Source organism: Parablautia sp. Marseille-Q6255, from assembly GCF_951230155.1.
Lineage (GTDB): Bacteria > Bacillota > Clostridia > Lachnospirales > Lachnospiraceae > Choladousia.
Window position 1 is genome coordinate 216,115 of record NZ_CATNVD010000003.1, and the last position, 22,096, is coordinate 238,210.

Below are 22,096 nucleotides of genomic sequence, written 5' to 3' on the forward strand. Positions count from 1 at the left end.
ATATCCTCTCTCTTTTCCATCCCCCCTGTTTTTGCATTTGAGTATCAGCCCCCGGCCGGACGTTTCCATCCGCACGCTTTTTCCGACTGAGGCGCTCACGGTCTGTTATATATCAGTCTTCCGCAGCAGCAGACGATCTGCCCGTCATGCAGCGCTGCCAGCGTATTCCCTTCTGTAGCTTTCTTTCCATTTTTCTGAATACTGGCTCCGTATTCCCCTGCCGTATTTGCCTTTATCTCCCCTTCCATACCGATAAAGCAGCGTCTGCTGTTAAAATCCTGGATCTGCCCTGTATTTTTTCTGATCTGTGCATCCTTCTTTCCGTTCTTATCTTCTGTACTGTCCGCATCACACCCGTCATCTGCCTTTTCCTTTCCGCACAGAGCCACAAAACAAATCCCCTGGATATTTTCTTCCAGCTCTGCCCGAAGCATTCTTGATCGGATCCGGTTCATCTCTCCTGACAGCGCAACTGTTCCGATTTTATACGGAGCTTCCAGATTTTCACCGGTGCAGACCGTCTCCTCCAGATCTTTCCTGCCTCCATTCGGGCAATACTTTCTTTCGCCTTCATCTATCTGAATACCGCAGCTTCCTGCACGCAGATCTCTGATCTGTAACTCGCTTCTGTCAAAAAGCTCAATCTGCATTTCACATGCCTTAAAAACATCGCCCGGCATACTGTTGCCAAGATCATACAGGGATGCCACGCTTGTATCTGTCCCCGTACATGACAGACCGTGCGCAAATACCACCGTTCCTCTTTCACATGACTTTGCAAATATTTTCCATCCCGCCGCACAGAAACGATATGCCCGCTCCGGTTCGTCAACAGACAGGCAAAGCGTGATCGTCTCGGGAGGTACAAAATCAAATCCGGCATCATTAATGCCATCCGGCACCACAAGTGTATCTGCCCGTGCCTGTGATAAAATAACTCTCAGCGCCTCCCGCACAGATATATTTACATTTCCCAAAATGATCAAATCGATTCTTTCAGGAAACAAAAAAGGCGTGTGGTCAGATTCCTCCTGATTCACATGCCTGTCAATTTCCCGCAGATATATAAATGTAAGCTCCTTTCTCATTTTCGTATCGTGTATTTCTCCAAAGTGCATAAAGCACCCATCCATCTCTCCATACAAAAAGCGATAATGTTTCACATCCATACTATTTCTCACACCTTACATTATCCGGATGCCCCAGGACAATCCTGCCAGAGGCATCCAGCTGATTGTTGTTACTGTTGCCAAGTTACAAAAATACCGGAAAACTGTTTCCCAAAATCTCCCGGACAAGAACTGCCATCAGCTTACCCAGATACCATCTGTGGCACTTGCCGCGGATTCAAACACGCCGTTCTCTATCACCGTATGGCTTCCAGTCATGCGATAGTAATATCCTCCTGCTACCGAATAGCTCCTGCTTGCAGAAACATAATACGTATTGCTTTTTGTCACCGGTCCATAAGAAGCGATCGTTACCCAGCTGCCGTTCTTTAACTGCTGCAGGTGCATCGTCACTTTTACGGAATCCACTGTCTGGCGCGCTACTGTGTTTCCGGTCAATAAAACAGTTCTGTTTCCTGTCAGAGTAATTCCGCCTCCGCCATTTCCAAAGTACTTGCCCCGGAGTGTCGGATATGCAATTTCCTGTGCAAACGGCTCCTGTGTAAGTCTCGAACCATCCACAGTCTGAATATCCTCCTGTGCGGATACCGAAATAGCCCCTGCTCCCATGCAGGCAATCATCATAACAGCCATAAAAAATAATCTTATCTTTTTTCTCATTTTTTCTCTCCCTTCACATAGAATACATATATACATAACGAATTTTTGATTCGAATGTGACGGGAATTTATAAAATTATAGAATATTTTGCTATTTTTTTTATCTCATCCAAAGAATCTACACCATTTATCAAATAGCGGAAGTCCTCATGCCATATTTCTGCTGCATACATCTTCCTTTCTATCCCTTCACCTGTTTCCAAAATATGTAATTCCAGATCTTGTTCATTTTTTATTACATCAACAAGCTTTGCCTCCTGATCAAAAACGAAATACACGGAACCATCTCTATTTGTATTTGGCATATAAGTAATGCAAACACTGATAATCTTATCCTTCCAGGAATAAAAAATATAAGCCTCCTTGCTGTTTTCCATCACATCGTATCCTGTATATTGAATTCCCTCAGGCAAATACTCAAACTCAATAATTTTTGTTCCCAGCGTTTTTCTTATCGTCTCCAGTGCCGCTATCTCGTCCTGAGATCTGCTTCTGACCAGCTCTTCACTCGAATAATTTGTTGATAATCGGAAATTAAGATTATACATCATCCCATCCCATGCCTGTAGCATCAGTCTTCGGTTTGCCTCACTCGTCATACCAAGTCCAACGATAAACACAGCCGCTGCTGCCACGATACCGCACTTTTTCCATACTTTGACGCGTCTGACTCTTTTTTGCTTTTTTCTTTCCTTCTGTCTGCGATATCTTTTTCCGGCCTCTATGTTCAGGCGGTCTTCCTCGGAGAGCAGCTGATAAATGCTGTCCGGGCTTTCCTGTCCTTCTCCTTCTTCTTCTCCTTCCCGCTCCCATGCTCCCTGTTCTCTCAGCTTCTCCACGATCACCTCAAACAGATCATCTGACACTCCTACGCCTCTGAGTGCTTCATCTTCATTCAGCTCTTTCTCCATCTCATCTGCTTCGCGGATCATCCCCTCCTTTAACAAAAGATCCATCTCCGGATCAGAAAGCATCTCCTCTGTAATAGCAAATGACGTGATTTTATTTTTTTCATCCTGCCTCTTATTGTCTTTTTCCATAGCTGGCAAGTCCCTTCTTGACTTTTTTATAATAGCGGGTAAACTGTAGTGTAAGCAGCCATAATATACAGCCCTTCGTCTGCTGCAGCTTTGCACAGAGATGTTTCATATACCGGGCTGTATGGAGCGGATGCAAATGAATTTAAAATAAATATGGAGGACACACGTTATGAAACGAATCATTCTCACCGGCGGCGGCACAGCCGGTCATGTCACTCCGAATATCGCACTTGTCCCTCAGCTCAAACAGCTCGGATACGATATTCAATATATTGGTTCCTACGATGGCATTGAAAAAAAACTGATAGAAGAAATGGGGATTTCCTATCACGGGATTGCCTCAGGAAAATTACGGCGCTATTTTGACCTGAAAAACTTTTCTGACCCATTCCGTGTTGCGAAGGGCTTCTTTCAGGCAAAAAAACTGTTAAAACAGTTAAAACCGGATATTATCTTCTCAAAAGGAGGCTTTGTGACAGTGCCTGTTGTTCAGGCTGCAAAAAACCTGCATATCCCTGTTATTATTCATGAATCTGATATGACTCCGGGACTTGCAAACCGGCTGGCGATTCCTGCCGCTTCAAAGGTTTGCTGTAATTTCCCTGAGACAATTTCTCACCTCCCTGAAGGAAAAGCGGTTGTCACCGGCTGTCCGATCCGTTCAGAACTGCGCAGCGGAAGCCGCCTGGCCGCACTTAAATTCTGCGGGTTCTCTGCTGATAAGCCAGTATTGCTCATTATCGGAGGCAGTCTGGGATCCGTTGCTGTGAACAATGCAGTGCGCAGCATCCTGCCCCAGCTTCTGCAAAAATTTCAGATCATCCACCTTTGCGGCAAAGGTAATATAGATGAATCGTTTGCAGGTACACCTGGATATGTCCAGTATGAATATATTAAGCAGGAGCTTGCTGATCTGTTTGCTCTTGCTGATGTAGTCGTCTCAAGAGCCGGAGCAAACGCGATCTGTGAACTTCTGGAGCTGCGCAAACCGGCTCTGCTGATCCCTTTGTCTGCTGCCGCCAGCCGCGGAGATCAGATCTTAAATGCAAAATCATTTAAAAAGCAGGGATTTAGCGATATGCTGGAAGAAGAACAGATTACTCCTGATTTGCTTCTTGAAAAAATTACCTCACTTTTTGATAACCGGCAGACATATATCACTGCCATGGAAAAAAGCAGCTCCAGTGACGCGGTCAGCACGATCGTCTCGCTGATTGAAACGACCATCTCAAAATAACAGCTTCTGTTTTTCTCAAAAGTGTTGTAAAATACGATACACTCTTCTTTCGTATTTTACAACACTTTTTGTGTACTGCTTACCGTTCCAGATATTCTGCTCCAAACTTTTCTTTGATAAAGACTCTGGCCCGATACATTCTTGCTCTAAGAACAGACTCTGAGATATTTAACCTCTTTGCAGACTCCGCGTAAGACAGCCCATCTACGCAGTGCATCATCAATACCTCAAACCACTGCTCATTTACTGCTCTTACCTCCCTTAAAATGCGTCCGACAAACTCTCTGTTGCTGCGCTTCTTTTCATAAAGCTCAACACTCTCTTCTACAAGAATATTACCGTCCTTTACACATGACGTATCTGTAAAAATTTTCTCTTTTGTCTTGTTCTTTCTGATGTAATCAATGACTGCATTCTGTGTGCTGCGAATCAGCCATGCCTTCACCAGTTCTGGTGATACCTTGTCCATATTTTTATAGAATGAAATGAATACTTGCTGACATATTTCCTGCGCTGCCTGATAATCTCCTGTTTTATTCATGACGATTCTGATAATAAGGTTTTTGTACCTCAAAAAATATTCCTCAAACCGTTTATTTTTCATGATATTATCCCTTGTCTTTCGTGTTCCGGAACCGTTCCCGGCTTTCGATCCTTTAAAACAGCGCCAATATCTCCTTCTTGTCTTCTTCTGTCAGTGTACCTGGCACCCAGTTTATGTTTACTTTGTCTCCCTGATAGCGTGGAATCAAATGCATATGATAATGGAATACTGTCTGTCCGGCAGCTTCTCCATTATTCTGCACCAGATTTATTCCATCTGCATGCAATCCCGTCTTTAACACTCCTGCGATCTTCTTTGCGAGCACGATTGCTTTTGCTGCTGTCTCATCCGGCAGTTCAAATAAATCTGCTGCATGCTTTTTCGGAAGGATCAGCGCATGTCCCTTGGCCGCCGGATTCAGATCAAGAATTACACGGAACATATCATCCTCATACAAAGTTGCTGAGGGAATCTCCCCATTTGCGATTTTACAAAAAATACAATTGTTTTCCAATATTTTCTCCTTCTTTCTTCTTTACTGCTGCATTTCCTACAACAGCCTGACTATATTATAGTATCTATATTAAAAAGTATGTCAGAATTTGTCAACAAAATATCGTTGATAATTTTGTTATAAAATGTTACACTGGGTATCGTTCTATTGACTGTTACAAGGAGTATATATCATGGAATTATCAGAAAAATCTTGTGAACTGGAATCTACAAAAATTTCTCAGCAAAAGGCAGAGTACAAAAAACTTCTTTCTAAATTTTCTCATGAAATCCGTAATCCGCTGACGCTGGTCAACAGCTCTCTTCAATTACTGGAAAAAGAGTATCCGGATCTGCAGACCTCGCCCCTGTGGCCTCAGATAAAACAGGATCTGGGGGATATCCTCTCGCTTCTTCAGGATATGTCTGCTCTTAATAATATTGACGTGATCCGCCGCTCATATTTTACTGTCGAAAACTTTTTAAAAGAAATAGAAAATTCTTTTACCTCATTTATGCAGGAAAAGAATATCAATTTCATCCTGTCCTCTGATCGGAATGCAGCCCCTATCCAGCTTTTTGCGGACAAATACAAGCTGCGAGAAGCGATCGTCAACCTGCTTTTAAATGCAGTGGATGCAGTTTCTGTGCTGCCGCAAAAACGGACCATTTTTCTTTTTGCAGATCTGAATGACGCAGAGATCTGCTTCCATGTACAGGATAATGGTCCCGGCATCCCCGATACCTATATGGAAACACTCTTTGAACCATTTATCACGCACAAGCAGCATGGTACAGGACTTGGACTCGGCATTGCCAAAAGTATCGCACAGCAGCACGGAGGACACATTACATTAAATACCTGCACCGTACAGCCTGATACATACACCCATTTTTGCCTGCATCTTCCATTATGTGAAAGCAGCACATAAGCCTTTTCGGCGATACCGTTTCAGGCTTCCAGCCTTTTCTTTCTGTAAAGAAGAACCGCTAACAGAAAACCTCCTGCCAGACCGCCGATATGTGCCCAATTATCAATACCGGTCTCCATCAGACCATTGATCACAGACAGACCTGCCATCAGCAGCAGCCTTTGTGTGGAATATCCTTCGAGTCTGCCCTTGTTTTTAAACACGATCCAGATCAGAGCTCCTATTACTGCAAATATAGCCCCAGAAGCTCCGGCAGATACTGCATAATCCTCACCTCTTAAGCCTGCCCATATGGATACGATATTCCCGGCCAGACCGCCCAGCAGATAAATGATCAGGTACCGAAGCTTCCCGACAGTTTTTTCCAACGTATCACCTAAAAAGATCAGGAGAAGCATGTTATAAAATAAATGCTCCACTCCAAAATGCAAAAACATACAGGTAAACAGGCGATAGTACTCCTGATATTCTATTACAAATGGCGCATAGCATGCTCCATGATTTACCATAAACCATGCGTCCTGCGTATCTCCCATTATACTCAGAATAAGGAATACGATAATATTAGCTGCAACAATAGCCTTATTCACCGGCTGCTTTTCCCGTATAAACGATATAATTTCCTGCATAAGCGCTTCCTTTCCCAGCCGGTCTCCTCTCGAGTATCTCCGGCTTTCTTCCTTTCGCCCGCCATACGCTTTATTATACCGTTTGACCTGTTTATTTACAACCGTGATCCTGTAATATTTAAAAATCCAGGCACACCTTTCCTCACGCGGTCTTACAACTGAACAGCCTGATATTCAATTTCTGCAAATGCAATCCTGTCTCCCACTGCAATTTCGCACTGTTCCTGTGGTTCCAGCCGTTTACCATTATAAAAAGTTCCATTTTTACTGTTCAGATCCTTGACAAAATACCTGCCTTCTTTCTTTTCCAGACGGGCATGTACTCTGCTTACCGTAGGCGAATCCAGAAGTATATCTGCCTCACCTTTAATTTTTCCCACATATAGGGTTGCGGTATTCAGGCAGATATCAGGAAATCTGCCTGCTCCTCCTTCCGGCCGTACAGAAATCAGCCGAAGACTGCGCTCCTCCGGCGTGACTGCCAGATATTGCGTTTCTTCTATCTTCTCTTCCGGCGGCGCCTCCTCATACATTTCTTCCTGAAGGATACGATACATCTCATCCTCTTCCTCCTCTGCCCACTGCGCCTTCCTTCCTTTTTTGCTGCGGTCTGAAAGATATTTATTCAGCAGCATTTCTGCAGATACGATCAGAAAAAAAATACCGCCGGCTTCTGTCAAACCGATCGCTCCAAAATAATATGCCACCTCAAGAAGCGCAAAAAAGAGCAATCCGGAAAGAAGAACTGCAGGATGCACAACACGAAATATTTTATCTGCTCTGTCTCTGGCACAGCTGTGTCTGCCTCTTCGTTCCTTATGTGTTACCTCATATCCCTCATCCTCTTTATACCGCGCAGCTCCGTCTGTGTGGATCCCTGCCTCGCCTTTTTCTGTTTTTTCTTCTCTTTCTGCTTTTCTCTCCGGCAGTGTTTTCTGTGTACTTCTTTCTTCTCTGTCATACTCCTTGTATACTCCGGGCGTACTGTTTTCTCCGCCAGGCTTCACATCCGATCGCTGCATTTCGCAGCGGTCAGTCGGATGCTCCAGGCTTTTCATTTCAATGAGCAGCTCCCTGAGCGTTTTATACAGACTAAAATTTTCCTCTGAAATCCTCTGATAAAAGCTGTAACCAAGTTCTACCGCATTTCTGTCCTCATGATCCAGCCGTTTTAAAATAAATTCTGCCATTGATACAATAGATGTCTCCGCCTGCGCACCTGGAAAATAACATAAAAAAACAGTCCTGCGATCGGCATTTGTATAAATATATTCCGGATAAAAAACCAGCTGCGCCGGATTCAGAAGATATTTCTGTAATCCTTCCAGAACCTCTTTCAATCCCTCCAGAACAAATATAATGTCCTTCCATCCCATAAGTCTTTTTTCATACAGACTGCTTATAGACTGCTTTGATGTAATCTCATAATAAAGCTGCAGCTCTCCATCGGTCCTGGCGCTGTGAAAAGGAAGAAGCCCTGTAATCTCATTATTTTCTGCCATACGAAGCTGGTATCCGTCTTCGCCTTCTTCTCTATCTACAGAAAGCACCAGATAATTGTTCTGTAAGTCTCTTTTATACGCCGCCTTCACGTTTCTCCTCCCAGCAGCAGCCCTGCCGCTCCTCTTATTTTTCTGATCGTATCTGAGGGCTGCACTACTTTACACGTCCACGAGCGATCAATCTCCAGACGATCTCCCACAAAATACTGCACAACTGCTCCCGGCACCGGATACACTGCCTTCCACCTTGCTGACACTTCTTTTTTCCCTGCTGCTGTATGTCCGGACAGCTCACGCCCGCCTAACAATCGTTCCTGTTTAAACTGTTTTTTTATTTGCGCTGCCGCATGACTCCGGTCTTTTTGCAGGAAAAAATTGCTTCCCGATGCTGCCGCTTCGCATGCCGCGCTCTGGCATACTGCTTTGTCGTGCAGATAAAAAGTACACAGAATCAAACCTGCCATAATAAAAACAGTAACAGAAAACAAAACTGCTGCTTCCACTGTATAGCTTCCCTTCAAAAAATTCTTCTTCATCCTCCACCTCCGGCACTCTGGATCACATAACCGATCAGTAAAAACGGAACAAACGGAAACTCTCGCCTTCGTTCCAGCCTGCGACACAATAATATCAGCGCCCAGATTGCTGACCAAAAAAGCGCAGTAAATAATATCCACATGCACGGCCAAAAACCGAGAGAAAATCCACATATCATAATCAGTATACTGTCCCCATATCCCAATTCCTGTCTGCTGATCCAGGAAACAACAAAACAGACAATGCCCGGGATCAGACCTGCAGCTAATACTGCTACAGACATCCCTGCCTGCTTTGCACCTTTTTCTATAAATTCAAAAACAAGACCGGCTGCCTGTCCGACTGCCACCAGTAAAAAATACAGGACTGCTGTCCGTTTATATACCTTCCGATGTCTGATATCTGTTATTGTGCATATCACAAATGCCGCCCCTGTTATTATGCTCTGATACATCCTGTCCTCCATGCTCCGGCAAACTGCTCCCGATCTTTATACACTGACTCCCTCAGCCTCTTTTGCACCGGGAACATACCCTCATACCGCCCAGCTCTTTTCTTGATATCTGCCGTACTGTTCGTTTTAATCCGCTGCAGCTGATAGAATTGTGATATCTGTTTCCTTCCTCTGTAATATATACGGTACTGCTTCCCGGCCGGCTGGCACATTTTTCGCAATTATGATAAATAGCTCCGTGATTATTACGCAGGGTAGCAAGCGCTCCTATATCAACTGCCTGAACTGATAAGCGCAGGTGTGTACACTCGGGATCTTCATGGTATACTGTCCCTGTCTCTGTTACATAAACATAGTCCTCCGCCGTATCCTCGCCTGTGGTCCCATTTTTCTCTCCGGCCGGAATACGCCCTGTCCATGCGCGCAGTCTGGCCCGCTGGATAAAAAAATTGCCTGGCAGCCGGACGCTTCCTATTGGAGAGCGAATCTGATATGTCAGTACCAGATCAATCTCATCCTCCTCCTGAAGAAATGTCGACAACAGCATATTCATATTTTTTACAGTAGAAGTATCCCCTGCCTGTGCGGTAACTCTGCTTTTGGCATACGCCGCTGACAGCGCTGCGGTTGCCAGTTCCGGGGCTTCCTTTGTCTCGCCCCCATACGTTGCGACATATGCCGCAGTTGCTATATTTTTTCCGGTATCCGCCAGGGCGCTTCCAAATTTAACAGCCGTCTCCATCACAGCAGCGTACTGTATTGCCGCAATCATAAAAAACAGAAATATCGGCAGTATCAGTGCAGCCTCTATCGTCAGCGAGCCCTGAAGCGGGGCAAAAAAGGATGTTCCTGTATCCCGTTTCTGCGCATTCGGTCTAGGGGGAGAGAGTTTTGCCTTTCTTATTTTTTTTGTATGTAGATTTGTTGTTAAGATGTCTTTTCTGACAATGATATTTGCATATATTTTTTTTGCGAAATACAGGACCACCCTTTTTCACCCCGCTTTTTTTATACCTGCCTTGTCTGCGTTTTCTTTAGTAGGCTACACTTCCTGTTTTTGAAAATGAAGTATCTGCTCCATGTACTCCCATGACAGCCCTCGGCAAGCTGAAAAATACCGGGCTGCATTTCCACTGTGTCTCTGTCTTTACTGCCACAATACAGTTATCCGCCCGAAAGCCCGCCGAGTTCGTACTGTGGCGCAGCTCTTCCTGTATCATATCCAGCGCCCTCATTTTTTGTGAGGAAACAGAACTCATATTCAGTAAGACTCTCAGATATTCCTCATACGTAAGCCCCCTTCCTTTACTCTTTGCGCCTTCCCGCAAAACCTCTGTGATCCGTCTCAGATTTTCTATGGACAACGCCCAGTCTGAATCTTCCTTAAAGATCGGTATCTTTCCTTTATCAAGAAGGATCCTGACATCTATAAGGCTTTCTCCGTACGACCATGCCAGTAAAAGCGCATGTTTCGTAGCTGCTGTAAGCGCAGGAAGCCCGAGAAATCCTGTCAGAGAAACTGCCAGCCCTTCTGCAGAGGCTGCAATCCCGGGACTTTTCAGACAATACAGATAATTCATACCTTCTCTGATCAGTAAAAGTCTGTGTACTACATATTTCAGATTTTTTTCATCCGTATTTTTTCCTCCCAGAATATACTCAAGCTGATAATCCAGCGCATGTCCCTCTTTATCATCCAGATAATTGGGAAAGTGCATCATCAGATATTCCCGGAAGACCACATCGCCTATCAGTCCACTGTGTTCTTTTTTGATTTTCATATTGCCTTTTCGATTTCTTTTCCTGGATGGAAAGTCCCTTACCTCCACGTGCTTCTTTGATATTTCTTTGTCCCATGTCACAATGGACAGCGTGCTCTTCTTACGAAGCTTCATAATCTCCCTAAGCGGGTTTCCCTCTGGTTCTTCGGTCACTTCTGCCGCCACGTCCCCTGCGGCTTCTGCCTCTGACTCAATCTGCTCCAGTTTTTCCTGCTTTTCCTGTTCCATACCAGACATCTGACTGTCATTCGTTCTTTTACTTTCTTCATATTTTTCCTGCCACGTCTCAATCTCCTTTGTATCTTTTGTATATTCCAAAAGCCTATCCGCCGCCAGCAAAGCAGTATTCGTTTTCATATAGGATACTGCCTGCTGATAAAATGGCTCGCCCTTTTGATCTGTCAAAAGCGCATATTCCGATACATCACTGTCTGTCAGCTCCAGCTGCCAGGGATCAAAGGCCAGCGATGAAAATACGTCCTTACGAGGATCTGTGTTGTAGGAAATATAATGCTTCAAACGTTCATTTACTTTATCTATCTGGAAGGTTCCGTTTCCATACGTTCCATCCAGAGAAAAAATATTGTACTGTTCCAGCAGTTCTCTGTCGAATTCCGCAAACAGAGAAAAGTTTCCCATACCCGCTATATTCGCCGACTGTGCCTTTGCCCCCTGTACTCTGGCTGATTCCACGGATGCACAGATCAAAGACAGAAATAAAATACATACAAGAGAAAGAAATACCGTTATAGATCCTTTTTGTCCCTGTCTGTCCATCTATTCTCCTTATACACTGTTACTCTGACTTGTAATTTTTCCGAAAATACGTTTGACCAGATCGGTCAGCTGACCTTTAAATATTAAAACCAGACTGATAAGTACCACCAGAATCAGTATGATCTCGACTACTCCAACTCCTGATTCTTCCTTTAGAAATGATCTGAAATGCAGCATAGCCTCCTCCTTTCCTCATCCTTTACTGTTAAAATGACAGAAAAGCCGGTACCATAAGAATAACAAAAACAATTCCGAGCATGAGCATCATTGGAAATAACAGTTTTGTACCTGCGCGCTCTCCGATTTTTCTTGCGTGATTTTTTCGGTCATTCAGAGAAGCCTCTGCTTCTGTTTCCAGAAGCTGTGTCAGTCCTCTGGATCCTTTCTTCAGATTCTGCGACAGCACTGACCCAAGCCGTATATACTCCGGCAGCTGGCATCTCTTTCCAAAGCGCTCATATGCCTGAGCTTCCGGCACTCCGCTGTCCATCTCATAGCACGTATACATGACTTCTTCATAAATGTGCCTGTATTTTCCATTGATCCTTTTCTCCCGCAGATACTCTTCTGAAATTCTCGTAAAAATTCCTCTGATCCCAAGTCCGGCGCCCAGAAGCATCGTCATTTTCCACATGAGATCCGGATAATCCAGCAGCAGCTGTTCTCTGCGTCTTTCTGCTTTCCTGTGTACCATACTGTCCATCTCATAACTGGCACAGATTGCTGTCAAAACTGTAAATATGAGCATAGAGAGAACCGGGTTTTCCTTTTTTTGTATCCAGTCCAGGCGCCTGTTCTCTACTATTTCCGGAAGCGTAACTGTATTTTTGTGACTGTCTCTGGCATCCGCCTGCTCCACCTCTTTGCTGACAGACTGGAACAGCCGCTCCTGCTCCGAAAGATCAGGTGGAAAAACCCTGGCAAATACGGTATGTGTCATCTCCATACCTGCGCAGGTCAGAGTTCCCTGTATCTCTACCTGCGTACCATTTTCATCCTCAGACCCTGTCAGACTTCCATCCTCCCCGATCACTCCGTATGGGATCGTCAGCCAGCTTGCCTTTACCGCTCCATCCTGAAAGCTGTCAGGAAATACGAGATCTCTTCTCACCTCATCCAGAGAATCATTTTCCCCTGGAAGCACTTTCTCCAGCTCCTCAAGAGCGCCCTCCAAAAACGCTTTCTTCTGGGCATCTGTATATTTACGCTCCTGAATATTTACATTTATCTCCTTTTCCTCCTCTCCTTCTATCTGTACCGTCAACGTCTCTTTTCTGTCACCTTCCCCATAACCGGGGCGCGCAAGTGTCTGCATCTTCGTCTCCTTTTCTCCTGACAGATATACTGCCAGGCAAATAAAGCAAAGTATCAGTCCCGCTGTCAGTACCGCAAGAAATACTGCCGCCTTTTTTATATAATGCATCCTGACTGATGACTTCCGCCCTGTAGACAAAGAAATGATCTCCTGCTGCAGCTCCAGTTTCCCCTTTCCCGGTCGATCAAGCTTTAAAAGATCTACCAGAAACTCACCCATCCGTAAAAAAATTTTCTTTATTTTATTCAATCCTACACCTCTATCCGGACAATCCTTTTGCCCCAGAAATACGCACCCACGTACACCAGAAAGCATATTGTCATCACTGCCGTTCCGGTCAGATTTCCATACATCACATCAAGAAAACCGGGAGAAGTCAATTTAATATAAGCAAGAATAAAAATCGGGATCATGCTCATAATATTCTGCTCCATAATCTTTCCTGACAAAGAGGTTTCTATCTCTTGAAGCGTCTCCTGCTTTTGTCGTATGCAAAAAACAGTATTTCTGATCACAGCTAAAAGATCACCCCCTGAACGCTTCGCTGTCAAAAGTACCTCCGCAAAGCTTCGGATATCATCCACCGCACTGCGCCTCCCAAAATCCAGAAACAGCTCTTCCAGGCTGCGGCTCATAGAAAGCTGTGCACTGATCAGGCGAAATTCTCTGATAATGATCGCATTTGGTTCATATACCTTTACCAGCTCCTTTATCGATTCTCTGAGCGCATTCTCAGCTGAATACCCGGCCTGAAGCGATGCCGCCATCATCTGTATTCCATCCATAAACTGTTTTTTTATCTGTTCTGCTCTCCGTTTCTGGAGCATTTTACTGCATTCACGTATAAACCATACACTCCCGGGAAGCAGCAATACAAATACAAGTGCCGATTCAAAAAACAGATAGCTGACTGCCACATCCAGCAGCAGATATATTGCTTCAAATCGTACACACTCCGAAGCACTCAGCCTGTATATCCGATAGTCCGGCCTGCCTTCTTCTATATCTGCAATCCGGCTCTTTGAAGCTTCTGCCGTCTTTGCAGTAGATTGCCTTTTTTGAGACTTCCCCTTATCCTGCCACATGCATCCTCACCCTCCTCCTGGAATTCATACAAAGTCTGTGTCTGCACCTCTCCCGTTTCACCGTTATAGCCAAGGATCTCAATGATCTGCAGAACCTTTCTCGTCCGGTCCCGCAGTCGTCCGAGATGGATGATCACGTCTATCGCTGATGCGATCTGACGCCTGACTGCAGACAATGGTATCTCTATTCCCATAAGCACCATCGTCTCGAGTCTTGCCAGCATATCGCCAGGGCTATTGGCATGCCCCGTGCTGATGGATCCGTCATGCCCCGTATTCAAAGCCTGTAAAAGATCGATCGCCTCGCTTCCCCGAACTTCCCCGATCAGTATCCGATCCGGCCGCATACGCAAACTGGACCGGATCAGATCGCGGATCGTAACAGCCATCTCTCCTTCCGCATTTGCATTTCGTGCTTCCAGCCTCACCAGATTTTTAATTCCCTGTAATTGAAGCTCAGCGTTGTCCTCCACTGTAATAATCCGCTCATCCTTTGGAATATAATTGGAAAGAGCATTCATAAAGGTCGTTTTTCCAGACCCAGTGCCACCGGAAATAAAAATATTGTATCCTGCACATACCAGCTTTTCCAAAAACAGTGCTGCTTCCTTTGATACCGTTCCCCACTGGATCAGCTCTTCCATTGTGATCGCCTGATCTCGAAACCGGCGGATTGTAATAACCGGACCATTAAGCGCGACCGGAGGCATCACGATGTTGACCCTCGCCCCATTCTCCAATCGAGCGTCTACAATAGGTACAGACTCATTCACCATGCGGTTGCACTGTCCCACTATCTGCTGTGCGATATCAGAAAGCCTCTCCTGTGAAAAAAACCTCTTATCCCATGCTGTAACCCTCCCTTCCCGCTCAATAAAAACAGCCTCTGTTCCGTTTACCATGATCTCTGTCACCGTATTGTCATCAATCAGCTCCTGCAAAATGTCAAGCCGTCTTACGGAATTAAACAGATCCCGCCGCAGCGGACCACGTTCAGAAAGCGGCACATAAAAATCACTGCCACCGTGGAGGATCAGCTCATCAATCACCCGATATATTTCTTTATCCTGGATCTCACGATATTCCTCCAGATTTTCCATCAGCCTTTGTCGGAGCAAAGCAAATTTCTGTTCTTCCACATACTACTCCTCCTCCCATAAAAGCCTTCTGACATAATTCCCCATCTCTCCCCATACAAGCTGCTGCGTCAGATCTCCATTTTCTCTTAGCAGCGGCTGCATGGGAAGCCGTATCTTGCGTGTCTTTGCAATTACATCATCCAGTTCAAGCATTCCCACCAGTTTCTCATATTGTTTTATTTTTGCCTCGGAGATCAGATCCTCCTGTATCGGCATATAAATACGGTCACACTGTGCCAGTATCTGAAACAGCTCATCCACCTGCTCACTCAGATCCAAAATGATCACATCATAATCACAATAGCCGGTGATCTCCTGCAGCAGACGGCTCCACTCTTCGCCTGAGACGTCTCTCAGATCTGCCGGAGATAACGCCGGCGGGACATACTGTAGTTCATGAAATGTCTGTATCACTGAATTTAACCGGTATACAAGCCCACCCTCCTTTTCGCGTAAAAAATAGATCAGATCAGAAAGGTCGGATTTATATTTTATGCCAAACAGCTCCTCAAACCCGGAAAATTCCTCAAAATTCAGATAGAGAACCTGTTTCGTCTCTGCTAATATCTCTCCAAGCGCCAGGGCAAACGAAGTCTTTCTTGTCCTTCCTATCGGAGAATAAACACCATATATTTTTGTCTTTCCCATCTGCAGTCCCATAATATGCGGCTTGGGATCGCCTACGGAATAATACTCCATCACCTCGGCGAGTAGCTGATCTGAGGATTGATATTTATATACAAAGGGATATTCCTCGAGATCCGAAAGCTGTTCCCCTTCTGAGAGAATGATCGTACGGCTGATCGGCAGATCCCTTATCTCATTGCACATTGCTCTGGTAGAAATAAGTAATATCTCTATCTCGTGATCCTTTGCAAACTGTCGAAGGCTCTCCACATTCGTAAATGCCTGCACCTCAAATGGAGTGGTCTTTTTTTCATTCAAATAGTCCATGAGGTTGCATGCATAGGATGCCTCCAGATCACAGACCGCAAATATACTTTTTTTCAAATTAAACCTCCTATATAACAGAGCGTACCCAAAAATACCGCGATAGAAAAACAAAATCTTGCATCCTGCGGCGTATCATCCAGATACGGCTTCCATTCCATTTCTTTTGAATAAGTCCTGATATACTCTGCAAAGCAGAACAGGCGACAAAGAAAGCTGTGACTGCGCAGCATGATCCCCGCTGAAATCACGCCTCCTATAAAAATCGTCGCTGAGATGCATGCAAAACATGCAGATGGTCCAAGAAATCCACCTATTGTACACATCAGTTTGATATCTCCTGCTCCTATCATACGGAAATAATAAAATCCTCCGAACAGCAGGATCGGCAAAAGCGCTCCTCCCAAATAGACAAGTATTCCCGCGGCTCCTTTTGTCATCCCCTGGTAGGAAAGTCCCCACAAAAGCCCTACGGTCACCACTGCATTTGGTATAATACCTTCTCTGAGGTCTGAAAGCAGCGCTGCGCCTGTAATGCATAAGAGAGAAAAAATCTGAATTTCCTTCAAATAAATGACATTCCTCCTTTCCTCGTATGAAACTGATGCTCCATCTGAAAATACTGCGGCCGATCCGGCCTGAACGTTATACGGAACTGATTCTACATAAGATCACTGATCCACAGAACATGGATCTGATAAAATAAAAAATGTATCCTGCCAAGCTCTATTTCTCTTGACAAGATACATTATATCACTTTTTTGAGATTTGTAAATATGTTTTTGATAACTTTTATAAATATTTTGTGACTTTTATGCAGCATTTCAAATTCTGGATCAGGCTACATGTTTCACTATGCCAGACCCGTTTCTGTCTCTGACAATTACTCCATATCCGTCTCCATATATTTCATATAATTCACGACCATCATAGCAATCTTGAATGTAAGTGCGTCGTCAAACACCCGAATATCCAGTCCTGTGCTCTTCTGGAGCTTCTCCAGTCTGTATACCAGCGTATTTCTGTGAATATAAAGCTGCCGCGCTGTCTCAGATACGTTCAGATTATTTTCGAAAAATTTATTGATCGTTGTCAGAGTCTCTTCGTCAAACGAATCAGGCATCACATCCGGCGGAAATACTTCCTTCATAAACATCCGGCAAAGAGGCATTGGAAGCTGATAGATCAGACGCCCGATACCCAGCGTATTGTATGCCACGATCGTCTTTTCCATATAAAAGATCTTTCCCACATTCAGGGCCATCTTTGCTTCTTTATAAGATCTTGACACCTGCATGATCTCTCCGACAATCGTTCCATATGCAATCTTTACGCTGGACATTGCTTCTGAATTAAGCATATCACGAAGCACCTTCGCTGTCTGCTCTACATCATCATACCCCTGCTCTGCAGACAGCTCCTGCACCAGAATAATACTTTTTTCATCAACAGCTGTAATAAAATCTTTCGTCCTGCTGCCAAAAAGATTTTTTACAATCTCCATTGCCGCATTATCCTTCTCGTATTTTGTCTCGATAAGGAACACGATCCGCCGTGCCTCTGCATCAATATGAAGCTTTCTTGCCCGGTTATAAACGTCGATCGCAAGCATATTATCCAGTAAAAGATTCTGAATAAAGTTGTTCTTATCAAAGCGTTCCCGGTATGCAACGATCAGATTCTGGATCTGGAAAGCTGCCACACGCCCCATCATATACGCACTTTCCGGTGCTCCTTTGGATATCAGTATGTATTCCAGCTTTTTATCATCAAATACCTTAAAAAAATGAAGATTCTGGATGACCTGACTGTCCGCCGGGGATCCCGCAAACCATACGACTGCCTGAGTATCCAGCTCGCTTCCCTGCATCGTGGAAGCCACCTCATTTCCTTCAATATCCATTACGGAAAAGTCGACCTTCGTTATTGTATGCAGTTCATCAATTGTATTCTGTATTACCTGACTGGAAATCATATATGCGCCCTCTTCTCTAAAATTTAACTGTCACTCTTTCATACGCGTTTGTAATCCCCATAATCATACCGTATTTTGTGCATTTTTACAACCGAATCTTTTGTGCACACACCGGATCGGCATACTGTCTGTCAGAATTTAAATACAGCTACACCGTATGCCGGCAGATCATATGCAAAAGAAAACTCTTTTCCATCACACTCTTTCTTCACTGCACGATATACCTCCGGCTGCTCCTTTCCACTGCCGCCAAAGCGCGCGTCATCGCTGTTTAAAACAAGGCGGTACTGCTTTCTTCTTGGCACACCGACCCGATAATCCGGTCTGGCTACAGGTGTGAAATTAATGACAAAAAGCAGATTGCTTTTTTGATCTCTGGAATGGCGGACAAAACTGAAAATGCTGCGGCTGCTGTCATCTGCATTGATCCATTCAAAGCCTGACGGCTCGCAGTCCGCCTGATACATTGCCGGTGTCTTTTTGTACAGATGTAAAAGCTCTCTCACATAATTTTGCAGCTGACGGTGTTTTTCTTCCCCGAGCAGATACCAGTCCAGCTCCCGCTCCTCGCTCCACTCCTGAAACTGTGCAAAATCCTGTCCCATAAACAACAGTTTTTTTCCTGGATGCCCGAACATAAACGAATATCCTGCCTTGAGATTTGAAAACTTGTCCTCATATTCTCCCGGCATCTTATTAATCATAGAACATTTCAGATGAACAACCTCGTCATGCGATAAAACCAGCACATATCGTTCCGAATACGCATAGGTCATGGCAAACGTCATTTTATTGTGATTATATTTTCTGAAATAGGGATCCAGCTTCATATATTCAAGAAAATCATGCATCCATCCCATATTCCATTTCATAGTAAATCCAAGCCCGTCCTCTTCAGGCTTCCCCGTCACCTTCGGCCACGCCGTAGATTCCTCTGCGATCATCATAATACCAGGATATCTTCCGGTCATCAGACTGTTGAGATGCTTGAAAAACTCGATTGCCTCGAGATTTTTATTACCTCCATATTTATTTGCAACCCACTGCCCATCGCTTTTTCCATAATCAAGATACAGCATAGAGGCTACTGCGTCCACACGCAGTCCGTCCACATGGAACTGCTCCACCCAGAAAATCGCATTAGCGATCAGGAAATTTTTAACCTCATTTTTACTGTAGTCAAAAATCTTGGTACCCCAGTCCGGATGTTCTCCCTTTCTTGGATCTGCATACTCGTAAAGACAGGTTCCGTCAAAATCAGCCAGTCCCTGCGCATCCCGTGGAAAATGAGCCGGAACCCAGTCAAGGATCACACCTATTTTATTCCGATGCAGATAATTAACAAAATATGCGAAATCTTCAGGCGTCCCATATCTGGAAGTCGGCGCATAATATCCCGTTACCTGATATCCCCAGGAGCCATCAAACGGATGCTCTGCAATACCAATCAGCTCCACATGCGTATATCCCATATCTTTTACATAATCTACCAGAGCATGCGCAAATTCTCTGTAATTATAATATCCGCTTTCCTCTTCTCCATGCGGATGTTTCCTCCAGCTCCCCGGATGTACCTCATAGATAGAGACCGGACTGCTGTCCTGATCAAACATCTTTCTTTTCTCCATCCATGTAGAATCAGACCACCTCAATTTTGAAATATCTGCAATTCGGGAAGCTGTCCCGGGACGAAATTCTGCATAATTTGCAAACGGATCCGCCTTATATAATTTTTTCCCGTCTCGCGTAATAATCAGATATTTATACAGCTCACCGACTCCGACATTCGGGATAAATGCTGCATAAATGCCCAGCGGGTCCAGTCTCTCCAGCGGATGGCTCGTTTCTTCCCATTCATTGAAAGAGCCTATTACATATACCTCTTTTGCATTCGGTGCCCACACGGCAAAATGTGTACCTTTTTTTCCGTTATATTCCATCGGATGAGCGCCGAGCTTTCTAAATATATCATAGTGCGTCCCCTGCCCGAACAGATATTGGTCAAGCTCTGTAATAAAGTCGTCCTTCTGCTTTCCTCCCGCCTGCCTGCTGCCCTTCTTTCCTGTCGTCTTTGTTTCCACCTGCTTTTTTTTCGTTCTCCCTTCCATATCCTCGTCTCCATTTCCTAAAATATTATCCTAACCACTTCAAAAAACTTTTTCTTTTCCTCTTCCGTTCTTCTGTCGTTAACCTCTGCTTTTCAGCAAAAGCAGTGCGCAGCCGCCTGCCGGAAGTGTCATATTTACTCTTCCCTCCTGCTCATTTACTGTCTCCAGAGTTTCAAGATTGACAATCTGCTCCGCATGCACGGGAAGCGGTACAGACAGATAGGCTTCCCCTTCATCATTATTTGCAAGCACGAGTACACTCTCCTCCTCTCCCAGCCGGGCATAAGCATACTGGCGCGTTGTAAGCAGCAGCTCCTTATAACGTCCATTTCCGATCACCGGATGTTCCCTTCTGCACCTTCCGAGAAAAGCCAGATAAGACTCCAGCCACTCTACCGGCGGGTTCTCCTCCATTTCCTCCAAAACAAGCTGTGGACGCAACGCAGGATCTCCTCCTTGTGCTTTTCTTCCCTCTATTCCCCACTCAGAACCGTAATAAACGGAGGGATTTCCCGGAAGAGTGTACAAAAGTGTATATACAGATTTTAAATGACGTCTGTCATTTAATTTGGATACAATACGATCTACATCATGATTGTCAACAAAGGAGTACAGTGTTCTGCCCTTATAGATACCGCCATTCTCATCAAACTGCCTGCGAATTGTATGCGCGATCTCAAAATAATTGTGGTCATTATGTCCGGAATACAGCCCCTTATGCAGCTCATAATTCGTCACAGAATGAAGCATCTCGTCATTAGCCCAGCGTGCGTAATCGCCATGGATCACCTCTCCCATCAGCCAGAAATCAGCCTTTTCCTTCGTAGTCATCCACCGCATTTCTTTCATAAAATCAAAATCCAGGCAGTCTGCACAATCCAGACGGATACCATCAATATCAAATTCATGGATCCAGAAACGGATCACATCAAAGAGATAATCCTTCACTTCCCTGTTTTGCAGGTTCAGATTGACAAGCTCAAAACAGTTCCTCCACGCTTCATATCCGAATCCGTCATTGTATGGACTGTTCCAGCCAAAATTAATACCCTTATACCACCCGCAGTACCTTGAATGTTCCCGATTCTCCTGAATATCCCTGAATGCAAAAAATTCTCGTCCAGTATGATTAAACACCCCATCCACTACTACCTTAAGCCCCAGCTCATGTGCATAAGCAACAAAATTTTTAAAATCATCATTATCCCCGAGCCTGCGGTCTACCAACTTATAATCCCGGGTATCATATCCATGTGTCGTCGACTCAAACAGAGGGCCGATATAAACTGCATCACAATTAAGATTCCTGATATGCCAAAGCCATTTCCTAAGTCCGTCAAAACGGTGCACCAGCTCCTCCTGTCTGTTTTCAAAAGGCGCCCCGCTTAAACCAAGCGGATACATATGATAAAATACTGCATGATCATACCAATAGTTCATTTCTACACGTCTCCTTTTTTCTTTTTTCTCCTTCACCTCTGCGACTCTTCTCCTTACCGGCAGCTTTCTCTCTGCTACGAGCCCTGCCACCTCAGAGCGCTTCGCTTCTTCGGTCACGGGCTGTCGCCCTATAAATACAGCGTCTAACAAATCCGCCCATAAATGGGCTCTTTGTTTTCCGCTCCTCCTCTCTGCAATCTTCTCCCGGCTACGAGCCCTGCCACCTCAGAGCGCTTCGCTTCTCTTCGGTCACGGGCTGTCGCCCTATAAATACAGCGTCTAACAAATCCGCCCATAAATGGGCTCTTTGTTTTCCGCTCCTCCTCTCTGCAATCTTCTCCCGGCTACGAGCCCTGCCACCTCAGAGCG

The 22,096-nt window shown here is 44.8% G+C and carries 22 protein-coding genes; 2 read left to right on the plus strand and 20 right to left on the minus strand.

Features of this window, described 5'->3' with window-relative positions; translation table 11 throughout:
• Positions 1-95 precede the first annotated feature (95 nt).
• From QOX44_RS04465 to QOX44_RS04475, 3 genes are all read right to left on the minus strand, one after another.
• A complete protein-coding gene (locus QOX44_RS04465) occupies positions 96-1,169 on the minus strand; it encodes a hypothetical protein (protein ID WP_283681563.1) in 1,074 nt (357 codons plus the stop codon).
• 138 nt (positions 1,170-1,307) lie between these two features.
• On the minus strand, positions 1,308-1,790 hold the full coding sequence (locus QOX44_RS04470; RefSeq protein WP_283681564.1) for a DUF6147 family protein: 483 nt from the start codon (positions 1,788-1,790) through the stop codon (positions 1,308-1,310).
• A 67-nt stretch (positions 1,791-1,857) separates the two neighbouring features.
• A complete protein-coding gene (locus QOX44_RS04475; RefSeq protein ID WP_283681565.1) occupies positions 1,858-2,829 on the minus strand; it encodes a DUF4367 domain-containing protein in 972 nt (323 codons plus the stop codon).
• 169 nt (positions 2,830-2,998) lie between these two features.
• Here QOX44_RS04475 and QOX44_RS04480 point away from each other — a divergent pair, with 169 nt between their 5' ends.
• Positions 2,999-4,066, plus strand: coding sequence for an undecaprenyldiphospho-muramoylpentapeptide beta-N-acetylglucosaminyltransferase (locus QOX44_RS04480; RefSeq protein WP_283681566.1), 1,068 nt, complete (start codon positions 2,999-3,001; stop codon positions 4,064-4,066).
• A gap of 79 nt (positions 4,067-4,145) precedes the next feature.
• On the opposite strand, the gene QOX44_RS04485 is transcribed toward QOX44_RS04480, so the two are convergent.
• Positions 4,146-4,670 carry an RNA polymerase sigma factor gene (locus QOX44_RS04485; protein WP_283681567.1) on the minus strand — a complete coding sequence of 175 codons (525 nt, stop codon included), beginning with the start codon at positions 4,668-4,670 and terminating at the stop codon, positions 4,146-4,148.
• A 52-nt stretch (positions 4,671-4,722) separates the two neighbouring features.
• A complete protein-coding gene (locus QOX44_RS04490; RefSeq protein WP_283681618.1) occupies positions 4,723-5,127 on the minus strand; it encodes an HIT family protein in 405 nt (134 codons plus the stop codon).
• A 169-nt stretch (positions 5,128-5,296) separates the two neighbouring features.
• On the opposite strand from QOX44_RS04490, the gene QOX44_RS04495 reads away from it, so the two are divergent.
• Positions 5,297-6,034, plus strand: coding sequence for a sensor histidine kinase (locus QOX44_RS04495; protein WP_283681568.1), 738 nt, complete (start codon positions 5,297-5,299; stop codon positions 6,032-6,034).
• Positions 6,035-6,054: 20 nt separating this feature from the next.
• Here the strand turns inward: QOX44_RS04495 and QOX44_RS04500 are convergent, their stop codons facing one another.
• The 15 genes from QOX44_RS04500 to QOX44_RS04570 form a co-directional block, all read right to left on the minus strand.
• On the minus strand, positions 6,055-6,663 hold the full coding sequence (locus tag QOX44_RS04500; protein WP_283681569.1) for a rhomboid family intramembrane serine protease: 609 nt from the start codon (positions 6,661-6,663) through the stop codon (positions 6,055-6,057).
• A gap of 152 nt (positions 6,664-6,815) precedes the next feature.
• On the minus strand, positions 6,816-8,255 hold the full coding sequence (locus QOX44_RS04505) for a DUF6382 domain-containing protein (protein WP_283681570.1): 1,440 nt from the start codon (positions 8,253-8,255) through the stop codon (positions 6,816-6,818).
• Complete coding sequence (locus QOX44_RS04510) at positions 8,252-8,701, minus strand: TadE family protein (protein WP_283681572.1); 450 nt, start codon at positions 8,699-8,701, stop codon at positions 8,252-8,254. Before QOX44_RS04510 ends, QOX44_RS04505 begins: the two co-directional genes overlap by 4 nt.
• Complete coding sequence (locus QOX44_RS04515; RefSeq protein WP_283681575.1) at positions 8,698-9,156, minus strand: prepilin peptidase; 459 nt, start codon at positions 9,154-9,156, stop codon at positions 8,698-8,700. The genes QOX44_RS04510 and QOX44_RS04515 overlap by 4 nt, the downstream gene beginning before the upstream one ends.
• Positions 9,157-9,208: 52 nt before the next feature.
• A complete protein-coding gene (locus tag QOX44_RS04520; protein ID WP_283681577.1) occupies positions 9,209-10,144 on the minus strand; it encodes a TadE family protein in 936 nt (311 codons plus the stop codon).
• 46 nt (positions 10,145-10,190) lie between these two features.
• Positions 10,191-11,714: a DUF5702 domain-containing protein gene (locus tag QOX44_RS04525; RefSeq protein WP_283681580.1), complete on the minus strand. Its 1,524-nt coding sequence runs from the start codon at positions 11,712-11,714 to the stop codon at positions 10,191-10,193.
• A gap of 9 nt (positions 11,715-11,723) precedes the next feature.
• A complete protein-coding gene (locus tag QOX44_RS04530; protein ID WP_283681583.1) occupies positions 11,724-11,891 on the minus strand; it encodes a Flp1 family type IVb pilin in 168 nt (55 codons plus the stop codon).
• 28 nt (positions 11,892-11,919) lie between these two features.
• On the minus strand, positions 11,920-13,278 hold the full coding sequence (locus QOX44_RS04535) for a type II secretion system F family protein (RefSeq protein ID WP_283681585.1): 1,359 nt from the start codon (positions 13,276-13,278) through the stop codon (positions 11,920-11,922).
• 2 nt (positions 13,279-13,280) lie between these two features.
• Positions 13,281-14,114 (minus strand): type II secretion system F family protein, encoded by an 834-nt coding sequence (locus tag QOX44_RS04540; protein ID WP_283681586.1) that lies wholly within the window; start codon positions 14,112-14,114, stop codon positions 13,281-13,283.
• Positions 14,030-15,253 carry a CpaF family protein gene (locus QOX44_RS04545; RefSeq protein WP_331488319.1) on the minus strand — a complete coding sequence of 408 codons (1,224 nt, stop codon included), beginning with the start codon at positions 15,251-15,253 and terminating at the stop codon, positions 14,030-14,032. The genes QOX44_RS04540 and QOX44_RS04545 overlap by 85 nt, the downstream gene beginning before the upstream one ends.
• A gap of 3 nt (positions 15,254-15,256) precedes the next feature.
• Positions 15,257-16,264, minus strand: a complete 1,008-nt coding sequence (locus QOX44_RS04550; protein ID WP_283681588.1) for a hypothetical protein — start codon at positions 16,262-16,264, stop codon at positions 15,257-15,259.
• Positions 16,261-16,773, minus strand: coding sequence for an A24 family peptidase (locus QOX44_RS04555; RefSeq protein ID WP_283681591.1), 513 nt, complete (start codon positions 16,771-16,773; stop codon positions 16,261-16,263). The genes QOX44_RS04550 and QOX44_RS04555 overlap by 4 nt, the downstream gene beginning before the upstream one ends.
• 314 nt (positions 16,774-17,087) lie before the next feature.
• On the minus strand, positions 17,088-18,179 hold the full coding sequence (locus QOX44_RS04560; RefSeq protein WP_283681593.1) for a PucR family transcriptional regulator: 1,092 nt from the start codon (positions 18,177-18,179) through the stop codon (positions 17,088-17,090).
• A 131-nt stretch (positions 18,180-18,310) separates the two neighbouring features.
• On the minus strand, positions 18,311-20,287 hold the full coding sequence (gene glgB / locus QOX44_RS04565) for a 1,4-alpha-glucan branching protein GlgB (RefSeq protein WP_283681596.1): 1,977 nt from the start codon (positions 20,285-20,287) through the stop codon (positions 18,311-18,313).
• Positions 20,288-20,365: 78 nt separating this feature from the next.
• Positions 20,366-21,727, minus strand: a complete 1,362-nt coding sequence (locus QOX44_RS04570) for an alpha-amylase family glycosyl hydrolase (protein ID WP_283681622.1) — start codon at positions 21,725-21,727, stop codon at positions 20,366-20,368.
• Between the last annotated feature and the right edge of the window lie 369 nt (positions 21,728-22,096).

Excerpts from the sequence above, each read along its gene's own strand:
- QOX44_RS04515 (WP_283681575.1), bottom strand. The coding sequence starts at position 9,156 with ATGTATCAGAGCATAATAACAGGGGCGGCATTTGTGATATGCACAATA.
- QOX44_RS04510 (WP_283681572.1), bottom strand. The coding sequence starts at position 8,701 with ATGAAGAAGAATTTTTTGAAGGGAAGCTATACAGTGGAAGCAGCAGTT.
- QOX44_RS04570 (WP_283681622.1), bottom strand. The coding sequence starts at position 21,727 with ATGAACTATTGGTATGATCATGCAGTATTTTATCATATGTATCCGCTT.
- QOX44_RS04500 (WP_283681569.1), bottom strand. The coding sequence starts at position 6,663 with ATGCAGGAAATTATATCGTTTATACGGGAAAAGCAGCCGGTGAATAAG.
- QOX44_RS04530 (WP_283681583.1), bottom strand. The coding sequence starts at position 11,891 with ATGCTGCATTTCAGATCATTTCTAAAGGAAGAATCAGGAGTTGGAGTA.
- glgB (WP_283681596.1), bottom strand. The coding sequence starts at position 20,287 with ATGGAAGGGAGAACGAAAAAAAAGCAGGTGGAAACAAAGACGACAGGA.
- QOX44_RS04470 (WP_283681564.1), bottom strand. The coding sequence starts at position 1,790 with ATGAGAAAAAAGATAAGATTATTTTTTATGGCTGTTATGATGATTGCC.
- QOX44_RS04540 (WP_283681586.1), bottom strand. The coding sequence starts at position 14,114 with ATGTGGCAGGATAAGGGGAAGTCTCAAAAAAGGCAATCTACTGCAAAG.
- QOX44_RS04465 (WP_283681563.1), bottom strand. The coding sequence starts at position 1,169 with ATGGATGTGAAACATTATCGCTTTTTGTATGGAGAGATGGATGGGTGC.
- QOX44_RS04485 (WP_283681567.1), bottom strand. The coding sequence starts at position 4,670 with ATGAAAAATAAACGGTTTGAGGAATATTTTTTGAGGTACAAAAACCTT.
- QOX44_RS04525 (WP_283681580.1), bottom strand. The coding sequence starts at position 11,714 with ATGGACAGACAGGGACAAAAAGGATCTATAACGGTATTTCTTTCTCTT.
- QOX44_RS04560 (WP_283681593.1), bottom strand. The coding sequence starts at position 18,179 with ATGATTTCCAGTCAGGTAATACAGAATACAATTGATGAACTGCATACA.
- QOX44_RS04475 (WP_283681565.1), bottom strand. The coding sequence starts at position 2,829 with ATGGAAAAAGACAATAAGAGGCAGGATGAAAAAAATAAAATCACGTCA.
- QOX44_RS04495 (WP_283681568.1), top strand. The coding sequence starts at position 5,297 with ATGGAATTATCAGAAAAATCTTGTGAACTGGAATCTACAAAAATTTCT.
- QOX44_RS04480 (WP_283681566.1), top strand. The coding sequence starts at position 2,999 with ATGAAACGAATCATTCTCACCGGCGGCGGCACAGCCGGTCATGTCACT.